16 protein-coding genes are annotated in these 13,354 nt (G+C 70.5%); 10 read left to right on the forward strand and 6 right to left on the reverse strand.

Annotated features, from left to right (window positions below):
• Positions 1-28: 28 nt before the first annotated feature.
• Positions 29-460, reverse strand: a complete 432-nt coding sequence (locus AB0K15_RS03115; protein ID WP_364045370.1) for a TspO/MBR family protein — start codon at positions 458-460, stop codon at positions 29-31.
• Between the two features lie 286 nt (positions 461-746).
• On the opposite strand from AB0K15_RS03115, the gene hemL reads away from it, so the two are divergent.
• The 7 genes from hemL (at position 747) to AB0K15_RS03150 (ending at position 8,226) form a co-directional block, all read left to right on the forward strand.
• Positions 747-2,051 (forward strand): glutamate-1-semialdehyde 2,1-aminomutase, encoded by a 1,305-nt coding sequence (hemL, locus tag AB0K15_RS03120; RefSeq protein ID WP_364044962.1) that lies wholly within the window; start codon positions 747-749, stop codon positions 2,049-2,051.
• Complete coding sequence (locus AB0K15_RS03125; RefSeq protein WP_220245956.1) at positions 2,048-2,674, forward strand: histidine phosphatase family protein; 627 nt, start codon at positions 2,048-2,050, stop codon at positions 2,672-2,674. Before hemL ends, AB0K15_RS03125 begins: the two co-directional genes overlap by 4 nt.
• Positions 2,671-3,249 carry a TlpA disulfide reductase family protein gene (locus tag AB0K15_RS03130; protein ID WP_364044966.1) on the forward strand — a complete coding sequence of 193 codons (579 nt, stop codon included), beginning with the start codon at positions 2,671-2,673 and terminating at the stop codon, positions 3,247-3,249. The genes AB0K15_RS03125 and AB0K15_RS03130 overlap by 4 nt, the downstream gene beginning before the upstream one ends.
• 149 nt (positions 3,250-3,398) lie before the next feature.
• Positions 3,399-4,172, forward strand: a complete 774-nt coding sequence (locus AB0K15_RS03135; RefSeq protein WP_364044969.1) for a cytochrome c biogenesis CcdA family protein — start codon at positions 3,399-3,401, stop codon at positions 4,170-4,172.
• Positions 4,169-5,785: a cytochrome c biogenesis protein ResB gene (locus AB0K15_RS03140; RefSeq protein WP_364044972.1), complete on the forward strand. Its 1,617-nt coding sequence runs from the start codon at positions 4,169-4,171 to the stop codon at positions 5,783-5,785. The genes AB0K15_RS03135 and AB0K15_RS03140 overlap by 4 nt, the downstream gene beginning before the upstream one ends.
• Before the next feature lie 3 nt (positions 5,786-5,788).
• The gene (ccsB, locus tag AB0K15_RS03145; RefSeq protein ID WP_364044975.1) at positions 5,789-6,766 is read left to right on the forward strand and encodes a c-type cytochrome biogenesis protein CcsB; all 978 of its coding nucleotides are present in this window, start codon (positions 5,789-5,791) and stop codon (positions 6,764-6,766) included.
• A 200-nt stretch (positions 6,767-6,966) separates the two neighbouring features.
• Positions 6,967-8,226: a MinD/ParA family protein gene (locus tag AB0K15_RS03150; protein ID WP_364045372.1), complete on the forward strand. Its 1,260-nt coding sequence runs from the start codon at positions 6,967-6,969 to the stop codon at positions 8,224-8,226.
• Positions 8,227-8,298: 72 nt separating this feature from the next.
• Here the strand turns inward: AB0K15_RS03150 and AB0K15_RS03155 are convergent, their stop codons facing one another.
• Positions 8,299-8,484 (reverse strand): hypothetical protein, encoded by a 186-nt coding sequence (locus AB0K15_RS03155; RefSeq protein ID WP_364044978.1) that lies wholly within the window; start codon positions 8,482-8,484, stop codon positions 8,299-8,301.
• Positions 8,485-8,637: 153 nt separating this feature from the next.
• Complete coding sequence (locus AB0K15_RS03160; RefSeq protein ID WP_072474890.1) at positions 8,638-8,850, reverse strand: BldC family transcriptional regulator; 213 nt, start codon at positions 8,848-8,850, stop codon at positions 8,638-8,640.
• Between the two features lie 376 nt (positions 8,851-9,226).
• Between AB0K15_RS03160 and AB0K15_RS03165 the strand changes: the two genes are divergently transcribed.
• The 3 genes from AB0K15_RS03165 to AB0K15_RS03175 are packed head-to-tail and all read left to right on the forward strand — an operon-like array spanning position 9,227 to position 11,096.
• Positions 9,227-9,700 (forward strand): Lrp/AsnC family transcriptional regulator, encoded by a 474-nt coding sequence (locus AB0K15_RS03165; protein ID WP_364044981.1) that lies wholly within the window; start codon positions 9,227-9,229, stop codon positions 9,698-9,700.
• An 11-nt stretch (positions 9,701-9,711) separates the two neighbouring features.
• Positions 9,712-10,023, forward strand: a complete 312-nt coding sequence (locus AB0K15_RS03170) for a DUF4229 domain-containing protein (protein WP_364044984.1) — start codon at positions 9,712-9,714, stop codon at positions 10,021-10,023.
• A complete protein-coding gene (locus AB0K15_RS03175; RefSeq protein WP_364044987.1) occupies positions 10,020-11,096 on the forward strand; it encodes a PLP-dependent cysteine synthase family protein in 1,077 nt (358 codons plus the stop codon). Before AB0K15_RS03170 ends, AB0K15_RS03175 begins: the two co-directional genes overlap by 4 nt.
• A 6-nt stretch (positions 11,097-11,102) precedes the next feature.
• Here AB0K15_RS03175 and AB0K15_RS03180 read toward each other — a convergent pair whose 3' ends face one another.
• From AB0K15_RS03180 to menE, 3 genes are read right to left on the reverse strand one after another with little or no spacing between them, the layout of a single operon-like run.
• Positions 11,103-11,972 carry a 1,4-dihydroxy-2-naphthoate polyprenyltransferase gene (locus AB0K15_RS03180; RefSeq protein WP_364044990.1) on the reverse strand — a complete coding sequence of 290 codons (870 nt, stop codon included), beginning with the start codon at positions 11,970-11,972 and terminating at the stop codon, positions 11,103-11,105.
• 26 nt (positions 11,973-11,998) lie between these two features.
• Positions 11,999-12,139 (reverse strand): hypothetical protein, encoded by a 141-nt coding sequence (locus AB0K15_RS03185; RefSeq protein ID WP_364044993.1) that lies wholly within the window; start codon positions 12,137-12,139, stop codon positions 11,999-12,001.
• Positions 12,140-12,190: 51 nt separating this feature from the next.
• On the reverse strand, positions 12,191-13,342 hold the full coding sequence (gene menE, locus AB0K15_RS03190; RefSeq protein WP_364044996.1) for an o-succinylbenzoate--CoA ligase: 1,152 nt from the start codon (positions 13,340-13,342) through the stop codon (positions 12,191-12,193).
• Between the last annotated feature and the right edge of the window lie 12 nt (positions 13,343-13,354).

The following is a 13,354-nucleotide window of genomic DNA, read 5'->3' on the forward strand; positions in this document are numbered from 1 at the left end:
GCCGGCGCGCACGTCTTCACGGCGCGAGCTAGTTGAGGTTCTCGTTGAGCGCGATGATCGCCACGTTCAGCGCCGTCGCGTAGACGATCCAGAAGAAGTACGGCAGCAGCAGCACCGCGGCCAGGCGTGAGCGGCGGTAGAAGAGCCCGATCGTCATCAGCGTGGTGAAGCCGAGCAGGATGATGTCCACGCAGGCCAGCCGCGTGGAGCCGCCCGCGAAGAACAGCGGGGTCCACAGCAGGTTGAACAGCAGGCTGACGCCGTACATGGCGAAGCCCTGCGTCTCGCCGTCCGTGCGCCAGTAGACCCAGCCGGCGAACGCGAGCAGCACGTACAGGAGTGTCCACACGGGACCGAACAGCTGCGCGGGAGGTGCCCAGTCCGGCAGGACGAGCCGCGCATACGTCTCGGGCGCCGACGTGGCCGCGAGCGAGCCGACGATGGCCACCACGGCGACCATCACGAAGAACACCACGAGCACGACCCAGGGGTTGCGCCTGTGCGTGGGCGTGGTCACGTTGCCCTCCCCGTTCCCGGCGGCCCGGCGGCACCTGCTGAACCGCCGGTGATCGGCAGGTTACCAATCCGACCAAAGGGAGGCGGGGACCAAACGGACGTTTACCCGGTTCGCAGCCGTCCCCGCCGTGGCCGTGGTCGGATTGGGAACAGCAGCACAGTGGAGGACCAGGGCCCGCGCGCGCGACGTCGCCCACCGGCTGGGCTCGGGGATTTGCGAGACTGGACGGGTGAGCACTGGCACCGAGCAGTCCAAGGTTTGGTTCGAACGCGCGAAGGCGGCCGTCCCGGGCGGGGTGAACTCGCCGGTGCGGGCGTTCAACTCGGTCGGCGGCACCCCGCGTTTCATGGTCCGCGGCGAGGGCCCCCACCTGTGGGACGCCGACGGCAACCGCTACGTCGACCTCGTCTCTTCCTGGGGCCCGATGATCCTCGGGCACGCCCACCCGCAGGTGGTCGAGGCCGCGCGCGCGGCCGCCACGAGCGGGCTGTCGTTCGGCACGCCGACGATCGGCGAGGTCGAGCTGGCCGAGGAGATCATCGGCCGCGTCGAGCCCGTCGAGCAGGTGCGCCTGGTCAACTCCGGCACCGAGGCGACGATGAGCGCGATCCGCCTCGCCCGCGGGTTCACCGGCCGCGCGAAGATCGTGAAGTTCGCCGGGTGTTACCACGGTCACGTCGACGCGCTGCTGGCCCAGGCCGGCTCCGGCGTCGCCACGCTCGGGCTGCCGACCTCGCCCGGCGTCACGGGCGCGCAGGCGGCCGACACGATCGTGCTGCCCTACAACGACCTCGACGCCGTGCGGAAGTCCTTTGTGGAGAACGAGGGCGAGATTGCCGCGGTGATCACCGAGGCCGCCGCCGGCAACATGGGCGCGATCGCCCCGGATGCCGGGTTCAACGCGGGCCTCGCGGAGATCGCCCACGAGCACGGGGCGCTGCTGATCATGGACGAGGTCATGACGGGCTTCCGCGTCTCGCGCGCGGGCTGGTTCGGCCTCGAAGGCGTGGCCGGCGACCTCTACACGTTCGGCAAGGTCATGTCGGGTGGGCTGCCGGCCGCCGCGTTCGGCGGTCGCGCCGACGTGATGGCCAAGCTCGCGCCGGGCGGTCCCGTCTACCAGGCCGGCACGCTGTCGGGGAACCCCGTCGCCGTCGCCGCGGGCCTCGCGACGCTGCGCGCAGCCGACGACGCCGTGTACGCGGCGCTCGACGCCAACGCGAAGCGGCTCGGCGGGCTCTTCGACGCGGCGCTGACCGAAGCGGGCGTCACGCACAACGTGCAGTACGCCGGCAACCTCGTGAGCGTCTTCTTCGGTGACGGCGCCGTCCGCGACTACGCGGGCGCACAGGCCACGGAGACCTGGCGCTTCCCGGCCTTCTTCCACGCGTTGCTCGACGCCGGCGTGTACGCGCCACCGAGTGCATACGAGGCGTGGTTCGTCAACGCCGCGATGGACGACGAAGCGTTCGGCGTGATCGAGGCGGCCCTCCCGGCCGCCGCCCGCGCCGCGGCCCAGGCGGTCAAGCCGTGACCACTGTCGTCCACCTCCTGCGCCACGGCGAAGTCCACAATCCCGACAAGATCCTCTACGGCCGGCTGCCGAACTTCCGGCTGTCCGACCGCGGGCAGCGTCAGGCGCTCACCGTCGCGGAAGCCGTGGCGGGCCACGACCTCGCGCACGTCGTCGCGTCGCCGCTGCAGCGCGCCCAGGAGACGGCGGCGCCGATCGCGGCCGCTCACCGCCTCGACATCGCGACCGACGAGGGCCTGATCGAAGCGGGCAACGTCTTCGAGGGCCAGCGCGTGGCCGTCGGCGACGGGGCGCTGCGCCAGCCCAAGGCGTGGCCGCACCTGGTCAACCCGTTCCGCCCGTCGTGGGGCGAGCCGTACGTGGAGATCGCGCACCGGATGCTCGGCGCGGTGTACCGCGCCCGCGAGCAGGCCGAGGGGCGTGAGGCGCTGTGCGTGTCGCACCAGCTGCCGATCTGGACGCTGCGCCGGTTCCTCGAGGCCAAGCGCCTGTGGCACGACCCGCGCAACCGTCAGTGCTCGCTGGCCTCGCTGACGTCGCTGGTCTTCGACGGCGAGGCCCTCGTGGACATCGTCTACAGCGAGCCTGCGGGCACCACCGATCCGAAGGTGACGGGCGCATGAAGCGGGCGATCGGCGCGCTGCTGGCCGCCGCGCTGCTGGTGGCCGGCTGCTCCACGGGCAAGGACGCCGTCGTCTCCGGCGGCACGTTCAGCTTCGTGTCGCCGGGCGGCCAGGTCGACATCAAGTACCCGATCGCGCAGCGCCAGACCGCGCCCACGCTGGCCGGCGACGACCTCATGAACGAGGGCAAGCAGCTCTCCATCGCCGACTTCCCCGGCCAGGTCCTGGTGATCAACCTGTGGGGCCAGTGGTGCGGCCCGTGCCGCGCGGAGGCCCCGGAGCTGGAGACCGCGAGCAAGGAGATGGCCCCGCTCGGCGCGAAGCTCATCGGCCTCGACGTCCGCGACCCGGCCCGCTCGGTCGCCCAGGACTTCGTGCGCGACCGCGGCATCACGTACCCGTCCATCTGGGACGCTTCGGGCCGCGTGCTGCTGAGCCTCGAGGGCTACCCCCGCAACTTGATCCCGTCGACCATCGTGCTCGACAAGCAGCACCGTGTCGCCGCGATCTTCCTGCGGGACGTCCTGGCGTCCGACCTGATGCCGACGGTGAAGGGCCTGCTGGCCGAGAAGTAGCCCGCCCGCCCACTCGGTGATCGGCGCCGCCGGATCCGTCCGGCCGCGCCGGTCACGAGTGGGACCTTGGTCCTGTTCGGGTTGTGGCGTACGTCCTGTGAGCTGCCCCCGCCCGTCTCACGCGAAGCTCACTGCCTACTCTCAAGTGCGTGAACTCCGTGTCCGAGCTGGCGATCTCCGGACCGCTGCTGCTCGCCGCGGGCGTGGCGTTGCTGGCCGGCGCGATCTCGTTCGCGTCGCCCTGCGTGGTGCCGCTGGTGCCCGGGTACCTGGCGTACCTGGCGGCGCTGGTGGGAGCCGACGCGCCGGCGGTGAGTGCCGACGAGGAACGCAAGAAGGGCCGCTACGCCGTGCTCGGCGCCGCGGGTCTGTTCGTGCTCGGGTTCACCGTCGTGTTCGTCGCGACGCTCGGCACGCTCGTCTGGCTCGCGGACACGTTGCTGATCAACCAGGACCTGCTGCAGCGCATCGGTGGTGTGCTCACCATCGCAATGGCGCTGGTGTTCCTCGGCTGGATCCCGGGCCTGCAGCGAGAGGTCCGCTCGCACCGCGTGCCGGGCGGCGGGATCTGGGGCGCGCCGCTGCTGGGTGCCGTGTTCGGCCTCGGCTGGACGCCATGCATCGGCCCGACGCTGTCGGCCGTCACCAGCCTCGCGAGCGCCACGGGTGGCGCGGCCGCGCGCGGCTACCTGCTGGTGCTCGTCTACTGCCTGGGCCTCGGCCTGCCGTTCCTGCTGATCGCGCTCGGCGCCCGCTGGGCCGTGCGCGCCACCGACTGGCTGCGCCGCAACGGCCGCCGCGTGCAGTTCATCGGCGGCGGGCTGCTGATGGTCGTCGGCATCCTGCTCGTCACCGGACTCTGGGGAGACGTCATGGGCTGGCTCCGCAACTCCGTCGCCTCGAACCTGGTGCTGCCACTGTGACCACCACCGAAGCCCCACCCGCCAGCCCGCAGCGCCCCTACCAGCCGTCTGCCGGCAAGCAGCTGCTCGCCTTCCTGCGCAACACCTGGCGCGGCCTCACGTCGATGCGCACCGCGCTCGTGCTGCTGTTCCTGCTGGCGCTCGCCGCGCTGCCCGGCGCCCTGCTGCCGCAGAACCGGCTCAACGCGGCCAAAGTCGACGACTACATCACCAGCCACGGCTGGTGGGGCACCCTGCTCGACAAGCTGCAGTTCTACGACGTCTACTCCAGCGTCTGGTTCTCGGCGATCTACCTGCTGCTGATGGTCTCGCTCGTCGGCTGCCTCACCCCGCGCAGCTGGGACTACGTCAAGCAGATGCGCGCGAAGCCCGTGCTGACGCCGCGCAACCTCGCGCGCATGCCGCACCACCGCCTCGCCCGCACCTCGCGCACGCCCGAGTCGATCCGCGAAGACGTGCGCAAGCAGCTGTCCGGCTGGCGCAAGATCGAGCGGGACGAGGGAGACACTGCCGAGGGCGGCTTCTCCATCTCCGCCGAACGCGGCTACCTGCGCGAGACCGGCAACCTGCTCTTCCACTTCGGCATGCTCGGCCTGATCATCTTCTTCGCCCTCGGCAAGCTCTACAGCTACGAGGGCCAGGTCATCGTGCAGGCCGACGGCAGTCAGTTCTGCAACTCCGGCATCTACAACTACGACTCGTTCGAAGCCGGCCTGCGCATCGACGGCACCGACCTCGACGCGTTCTGCGTGAAGGTCAACGACTTCACCGCGCGCTACACGCCCAGCGGCGAGGCCGACTACTACCACTCGAACATCCAGTTCCAGTCGGGCGACGACCTCAAGACCAACACCTGGCGCCCTTTCAACCTCCAGGTCAACGACCCGCTGCGCACAGCGGGCGACCGCGTCTACCTGCTGGGCAACGGCTACTCGCCCCAGTTCACCGTGACGTTCCCGAACGGTGAGCAGCGCACGCAGAACACGCAGTGGCGGCCCACCGACACGACCACGATGCTCTCGCAGGGCGCCACCAAGTTCGACCAGCCGGGCATCACCGACGAGATCCAGCGGCGCACCAAGCAGCTCGCGATCACCGGGGTGCTCGCGCCGACGTCGTTCGTCCACGGCGGGATCCTCACCTCCACCGCGCCCGAGCTGAACAACCCGATGGTCGCCGTCGACGTGCTGCGCGGCGACCTCGGCCTCGACGCCGGTCGCGGGCAGTCGGTGTTCGAGGTCGACCAGGACCGCGTGGCCGACGGGCGCCTCAAGCGCGTCGCGCGCCAGAACCTGGCCGTCGGCCAGTCGGTGACGCTCGACGACGGCACCAAGGTCCGCTTCGACGGCGTGAACAAGTGGGTGAACCTCCAGATCTCCCACGACCCCACGCAGGTGTACGTGCTCGGCTTCGCGATCGTGATGTTCGTGGGGCTGGGCGGATCGCTGCTGGTCAAGCGGCGGCGGGTGTGGGTGCGGGTGCGCCCGGGTGACGACGGACACGCGGGTACCGTGATCGAGGTCGCCGGGCTGGCGCGCACCGACCAGGCGGGGTACGGCGAAGAGTTCCAGCGGATCAGCGAACGGCTGGTCACGGGCCGGAAAGGCAGCTGAGGCATGCAGATCAACGAGACGTTGTCGCAGTACAGCGACTGGTTCTACACCACCACGGTGGCGATCTACGTCCTCGCGCTCCTGCTCTCGCTGTTCGAGCAGGCCTTCGGCGCGAAGGGCCGCCAGGCCCACGCGCGCAGCGCGCAGAAGTCGCTGGTCGGCGCCGGCGGGCCGGTGATCGAGGACGCCGACAACCCGGCGGAGCCCGAGGCCCCGCGCGAGGTCGGCCGTCCTGAGCGCATCGGCCGCATGGGTGCTTCGCTGCTCGTGCTGGGTGCGCTGCTGCAGCTCACCGCGATCGTGCTGCGCGGCCTCGCCGTGCATCGCGCGCCGTGGGGCAACATGTACGAGTACGGCATGGCGGTCACCTTCATCACGGTGGTCGCGTGGCTGATCGTGATCCGGAAGTTCCCGGTGCGCCACCTCACGGGCTTCCTGCTGCTGCCCGTCGTGATCCTGATGTTCATCAACGGCACGCTGCTCTACACCGTGGCCGCGCCGGTGGTGCCCGCGCTGCAGTCGTACTGGCTCTACATCCACGTGTCGGCCGCGATCATCGGCTCCGGCGTGTTCCTGGTGCCCGGCGTGGCGAGCGTGCTCTACCTCTTCCGCACCGCGTATGACCGCAACCCGGCCAAGTTCTCCGGCTTCGGCCCGAAGCTCCCGGCCGCCGACGTGCTCGACCGCATCGCCTACCGCGCCACGATCGTGGCGTTCCCCATCTTCACCTTCGGCGTGCTGTGCGGCGCGGTGTGGGCCGAGGCCGCGTGGGGCCGGTTCTGGGGCTGGGACCCGAAGGAGACCGTCGCGTTCATCGCGTGGGTCGTCTACGCCGCCTACCTGCACTCCCGCGCCACCGCGGGCTGGCGCGGCATGCGCGCGGCCGTGATCAACATCGTCGGTTTCGCGGTGACGATCTTCAACCTGTTCTTCGTCAACCTGGTGACCGCCGGACTGCACTCGTACGCAGGGGTGAACTGACCGGGGGTCCACGCGGTTCGTAACACTCCACCCGACTACCGTCGATACCTGAGGATCCAGCAGGCGGTGCGATCGGGAGGTTGGCAGCGGTGACCGGACCCAGCGAAGAGGCGGCCACCCGGGCGGAGTCCGGCGGTGTTCCAGGGCAGCCCGAGCAGGCTCAGGCACAGCCCGAACCCGTTTCGGAACCGGCGGCCGAACTGTTCTCCGACGAACGCACGGACTCGACGCCGCACCCGGCCGCGGACGCCTATGAGGCCCAGCCGACTCAGGTCGTGGCCTCGCCCAACCCGAACTCGGGCCCGCACGCCGTGCCGGGTCAGCCCGTCGCTCAGGCGGGTCAGCCGGCGCAGCCTGCTCAGCCGGCGCAGCCCGGCCAGGTTCCGGCCGGCTACGCGCAGCAGCAGTACGACCAGAACCTGCCGCCGCTGCAGCCGCAGCAGCAGTACCCGCCCGCGGGTTACCCGCAGCAGCAACCGCCGTCGCAGCAGCAGCCTTCGGGCCTGCCGCAGCCGGGCGGCCGGCACTCGGCCGTGCCCGACGACCTGACCACCGCGCACCTGGTGAAGCAGGCCAAGCGCACGCCGCAGTCGGGCTGGCGCAAGGCGCTATACCTGGGCACGGGCAAGCTGCTCAACCCCGGCGAGAGCCCGGCCGACACGCGCCGGCGCGAGCTGATCGCGCGCGTGAACCAGCCGCTGCGCGGGTGCTACAAGATCGCGATGCTCTCGCTGAAGGGCGGCGTCGGCAAGACCACCACCACGACGACGCTGGGCTCGACCTTCGCGTCGCTGCGCGGCGACCGCGTGGTGGCGGTGGACGCGAACCCCGACCGCGGCACGTTGTCGCAGAAGATCGCGATCGAGACCACGGCGACCGTGCGGCACCTGCTGCGTGATGCCGAGAAGATCACCCGGTACAGCGATGTCCGCTCGTACACCTCGCAGGGCTCCAGCCGGCTCGAGATCCTCGCCAGCGAGCAGGACCCGGCCGTGTCGGAGGCCTTCTCCGAGACCGACTACCGGCGCACAGTCAACCTGCTGGAGCACTTCTACAACATCGTGCTCACCGACTGCGGCACCGGCTTGATGCACTCGGCGATGAAGGGTGTGCTCGACGTCGCCGACTCGCTCGTGGTCGTCTCGTCGGGCTCGGTCGACGGCGCGCGCAGCGCCTCGGCCACGCTCGACTGGCTCGAGGCCCACGGCTACGGCGACCTGGTGAAGCGCTCGGTCGTGGTCATCAACTCCGTGCGCCCGAAGGGCAGCTCGGTCGACCTCGACAAGCTCTCGGCCCACTTCGGCGCGAAGGTCCGCGCCGTGTGCCGCATCCCGTTCGACGCGCACCTCGAGGAGGGCGCGGAGATCGAGCTGGAACGCCTCGGGGGTGACACGCGCCTGGCGCTGCTGGAGCTGGCGGCGACGGTGGCAGACGGCTTCGGGGCGCAGCAGTACCGCTGAGCCTGGTTTCGTAAAGCGTTGCGAAAGCGCCCCAGCCACACGTGCTGGGGCGCTTTTACGTCCTGCCCGGGGTCAGACGTCCGGGTCGTCGGTGGGTCGCTTGCGCTGCTGTTCGCCGAGCTTGCGCAAGAAGTCGGGGTCGTCGTCGGGCGCGAGGGTGGGCCGCCGATCGGGCACGCCGATGCGTTGCGCCCCGAAGGCCCGCCACAACAGAACGGCGATGGTGATGGCGCCCACCGCTGCGAGCAGAGCGATCATGCCCGGTCCTTCCGTCGTGCAAGGCCTTGCCGGTGTCCCAGGTTAGCCGCAAATCCGCGAACCGGCCCGAACCCGGGTACGACGAAGGGTCGTGACCGGTAAGAGGTGCGGGAAGTCACCTCTTACCACTCACGACCCTCTCGTCGCGGTGGTTCAGGCCTTGCGGGCCGGTTCGCTCGCGTCGGTGGTGAGCTCGGCGAGGAGCTCGTTCACCTCGGACTCACGGAACCTGCGGTGCCCACCCGGGGTCCGGATCGAGCCGATCCGGCCGGCCGTGGCCCACCGGGTCACCGTCTTCGGGTCCACCCGGAACAAGGCGGCCACCTCACCCGGGGTGAGCAACCTTCCGCCCATCGTCGCGGTCATTTTCCGCCTCCTTAACGACCTACTTGCTATACCGGAGGCATCGGGCCTTTCGCCCGTCGCGCCGGGGTAGCCAACGCGGCAATCGTGGCACTTCACCCGTCGGGTACTCGAACGGTTGTCCTTGAGTAAAGAGCCCTTAAAGTGCAAAAGGGACATAACCTCTGGCGGCCTCCCGCGTGTGAAGTCCTTGTTCAAATGGCTCTGACCTGGAGGTTTTCTTCTGCGGAGCGGCGACCTCAGGTAAAGACACGCCAAAGGGGCATCGCGGGCCATAGCGGACCATCGGCGTCGTTGTGACGCAGTAGACACTCTGTCTGTCGATGGGGGCGGCTTACCTTCCCTGCGGTCCGCGGGGGCCGCGCAGCATAATGAGCCGGTGGATCAGCTGGACCGGAAGATCATCGCGGCGTTGCGGGTCAACGGCCGGGCCACCTACGCCGACCTCGGCCGCTCCGTCGGTTTGTCGGCCTCGTCCGTGCACGAGCGCGTGGGCAAGCTCGAGGCCGCGGGGGTGATCACCGGCTACCACGCGATGGTGGACCCGGGCACCGTCGGCCTGGGTGTGACGGCGCTGGTGGGCATCCACCCGACCGACACCGCCACCGACGAGGACGTGGCCGCGGCGCTCGGCGAGCTGCCCGAGGTGGAGAGCTGCTACGCCGTGGCCGGCGACGAGGCGTTCGTGGTGAAGGTGCGCGTGTCCACCGTCGACGAGCTGGAGCACACGCTCGGGCGGCTGCGGCGCATCCCGGGCGTCGGGCGCACCAACACGACGGTGGTGCTGTCGACGCGCTTCGAGGGCCGTCCGAACAACGCGGGCCTGGAAGAAGAGGCCGAGAACAAGGCGTAGCCTCCCTTGATGTGAGCGAATCGCCGGAACACGAATCGCCGGAACACCTGCCCCGGGACCTGACGCTGTACCTGGTCGCGCGTTTCGCGCTGGTGGCCGTGGTCGCCTGGGTGCTGTCGCTGGTCGGGGTGCCGCTGCTGGTGTCCCTCCTCATCGGGCTCGTCGTGGGCCTGCCGCTGGGTCTGCTGCTCTTCCGCAAGCTCAACGCACGCGTGACGGCCGGGCTGGCCAAGCGCAACGAGTCGCGGGCCCGCGCGCGGGCCGCCCTGCGCGCCCAGCTGCGCGGCGACGTCCCCGCCAACCCGGGCGACGAGGCCGCGTGAGCAGGCTCCACAACCGCGCCTGGGTGCGCGAGGCCGTCCGCATCATCGAGGCCGACGCGAACCGCAGCGCCGACACGCACCTGCACGTGTTCCCGCTGCCCCAGGAGTGGGGCGTCGACCTGTACCTGAAGGACGAGTCCGTGCACCCCACGGGCTCGCTCAAGCACCGGCTGGCCCGGTCGCTGCTGCTCTACGGCCTGGTCAACGGTCAGATCGGTCCCGACACCACGCTCATCGAGGCTTCCAGTGGCTCGACGGCGGTGTCCGAGGCGTACTTCGCGCGGATGCTGGGGCTGAAGTTCGTCACCGTGGTGCCGCGGCGGACGAGCAAGGAGAAGATCGCCCTCATCGAGTTCTACGGCGGCGAGTGCCACTACGTCGACCGGGCGCCGGACATGTATCCGGAGGCGGAGCGGCTCGCGGCCGAGTGCGGTGGGCATTACCTCGACCAGTTCACCTACGCCGAGCGTGCGACGGACTGGCGGGGGAACAACAACATCGCGGAGTCGGTGTTCGCGCAGATGCGGGCGGAGCGGCATCCGGTGCCGTCGTGGATCGTCGTCGGAGCCGGCACGGGTGGGACGAGCGCGACGTTCGGGCGGTATGTGCGGTACAAGCGGCACACGACGAAGGTTGCCGTGGTCGACCCGGAGAACTCGTCGTTTTTCGGTGCTTGGGAGACCGGGGCGCTGGACTACGCGACGGGCATGCCGTCTCGGATCGAGGGGATCGGGCGGCCGAGGGTGGAGCCGTCGTTCGTCCCTGGGGTGATCGATGAGATGTTCTCGGTGCCGGATGCCGGGTCGCTGGCGGCGATCCGGTTGTTGAGGGACCACACGGGGCATTGGGCCGGTGGGTCCACGGGGACCAATTTGTACGGCGCGTTCACCCTCATCTCGCGGATGATCGCCGAAGGCCAGGCCGGGTCTGTCGTGACTTTGCTGTGCGACGGCGGCGATCGGTACGCGAACACGTACTACTCGGATGAATGGCTGGCCGAGCAGGACATCGACATCGCGCCGTACCGGGCGAAGTTCGACGAGTTCTTGCTGACCGGGCGGTTCGAGGCCTGACCTCGGTCAGAACGACAACGCCACGGCGCTGAGGACGGCCCAGGCGAGCATGGCCAAGCCCGTGTCGCGCAGTGCCGGGATGAGGTCGCGGCCCGTTTTGCCGCCGCCGACGGCGCGGACGGACTTGAGCAGCATGGGGGCCGTGATCAGGGCGATGAGCTGAAGTGGGTGCCAGATGCCGAGGACCACGGTGAGCACGTAGGGCACGGTCACCAGCGCCAGGTACAAGCGGCGGGTGCCCTTGTCGCCGAGGCGGGTGGCGAGGGTGCGTTTGCCGGACTCGATGTCGGTGGGGATGTCGCGGAGGTTGTTGGCCGTGAGCACCGCTGTGGAGAAGGTGCCGACGGCGACGGCGCAGGCCAGGCCGGCCCAGCTGACACGCCCGGCCTGCACGTAGACGGTGCCCAGGACGCCGGCGAGGCCGAAGAACACGAAGACGGCGATCTCGCCGAAGCCGTAGTAGCCGTAGGGCTTCTTGCCCCCCGTGTAGAACCACGCGCCGAGGATGCAGACGCCGCCCATGATCAGCAGCCACCAGAAGCCGGTGAGGGCCACGAGCAGCAGACCCAGCACGCCGGCCAGGCCGAGGCACACCAGCGCCGCCGCGAGGACGGCCTTCGGGGCGGCGGTGCCGGAGCCCACGAGGCGCAGGGGGCCGACGCGGTTCTCGTCGGTGCCGCGGACGCCGTCGGAGTAGTCGTTGGCGTAGTTCACGCCGATGATCAGAGCGAGCGCGACCAGCAGCGCGAGCACCGAACGCCACCACGAGAACGCGTCCAGCGCGATCGCCGCCCCGACGCCCGCGACCACCGGCGCGATCGCGTTGGGCAGCGTCCGCGGGCGGGCGCCTTCGATCCACTCACTCACTGTTGCCATGGTCGTTATTCAACGCCATGCGATCTTCACCCGATCTCCGAACCCGTGACCTGCCACGTGAGGGTCCCGCTGGTGTTCGGCTCGTCGGCCGACGCGGCACCCGCGCCGATGAGCAGCCCGACCGCCACAGCCGCGACCGCGACGGCCGCCTTCGTCCACCTCGTCATACCCCGAGGCAACCGTGATCACTGGCACCCTGTCAACGATCCGGCGGGATTTCACGCCGTCCGGAGGTCGAACAGGGCTTTGACGGCGGCCCGGTCGATCTTCCCCGGGCCCCGCAGCGGCAGCTCATCCGCGAACTCGACCCGCTTCGGCGCGGCCGCGGCGCCCAGCTCCTCCCGGGCGACGGCCTTGATCGTCTCGGGCGCGACCGGTCCCTCCGCGACGACCAGCGCGACCACCGTCTCACCCCACTGCGGGTCCGGGACGCCGACCACGCAGGCATCGCGAACGCCGGCGATCGATCCGAGCACCTTCTCCACCGACGCCGCCGACACCTTCACTCCACCGGTGTTGATCACGTCGTCGGCGCGCCCGAGTACCTCGACGCGTCCGTCGGCCAGCAGCCGGCCGCGATCGGACGTGCGGAACCAGCCGTCCCGGAACGACTCCGTGGTCAGCTCCGGCGCGAGCCGGTAACCGTGGGCCAGCACCGGTCCGGAGATCCGCAGGCGCTCGTCCGCGTCCGGCTCCACGCGCACCCCGTCGAGCGGCACCCCGTCGTAGACGCAGCCACTCGCGGTCTCGCTCATGCCGTACGCGGGAACGATCCGCACGCCGGCCTCTACCGCCCGCGTACGCAGCTTCGCCGACGTCGCGGCCGCCCCGAGCACGATCCCGTCGAACGCGCGGGCCGCGGACAGCCCGGCCCCGCCGTCGTCGAGCAGCCGGACGAGCTGGGTCGGCACCAGCGCCGTGTACCTCGGCCCGTCCTCGGCCAGCACGGGCGCGGCGGCCGCGGCGAACTCGTCCGGCCGGAAGCCCGTGCCGGTCAGGAAGGCGGGTTTCGTGCCCGCCAGCCGCGCGCGGACCAGCACCTGCAGGCCGCCGATGTAGTGCGCCGGCGTGGCGAGCAGCCAGTGGCCCGCCCCGCCGAGCCGCGCGTGCGTGGCGGTGGCCGACGAGACCAGCGCACCCGGCGAGAGCAGCACGCCCTTCGGTGCGCCCGTCGACCCGGACGTGGCGATGATCACGGCCGTGTCCGGTTCGACCGGCGTGCCCGGCGCCATCGCCTCGAGCACGCCGGGCGCCGCGGGGTCGGCACTCGAAAGCGGCAGCACGGCCTCGCCGCCGTCCAGTGCCGCTGCCACGGCCGTGTCCAGGGTGGACACCGCTTCGGCGCTCCCGTCGAGCCACACCACACGCACAAGGTCTCCTGG

Source organism: Amycolatopsis sp. NPDC049253 (genome assembly GCF_040678995.1).
Taxonomy (GTDB): domain Bacteria; phylum Actinomycetota; class Actinomycetes; order Mycobacteriales; family Pseudonocardiaceae; genus Amycolatopsis.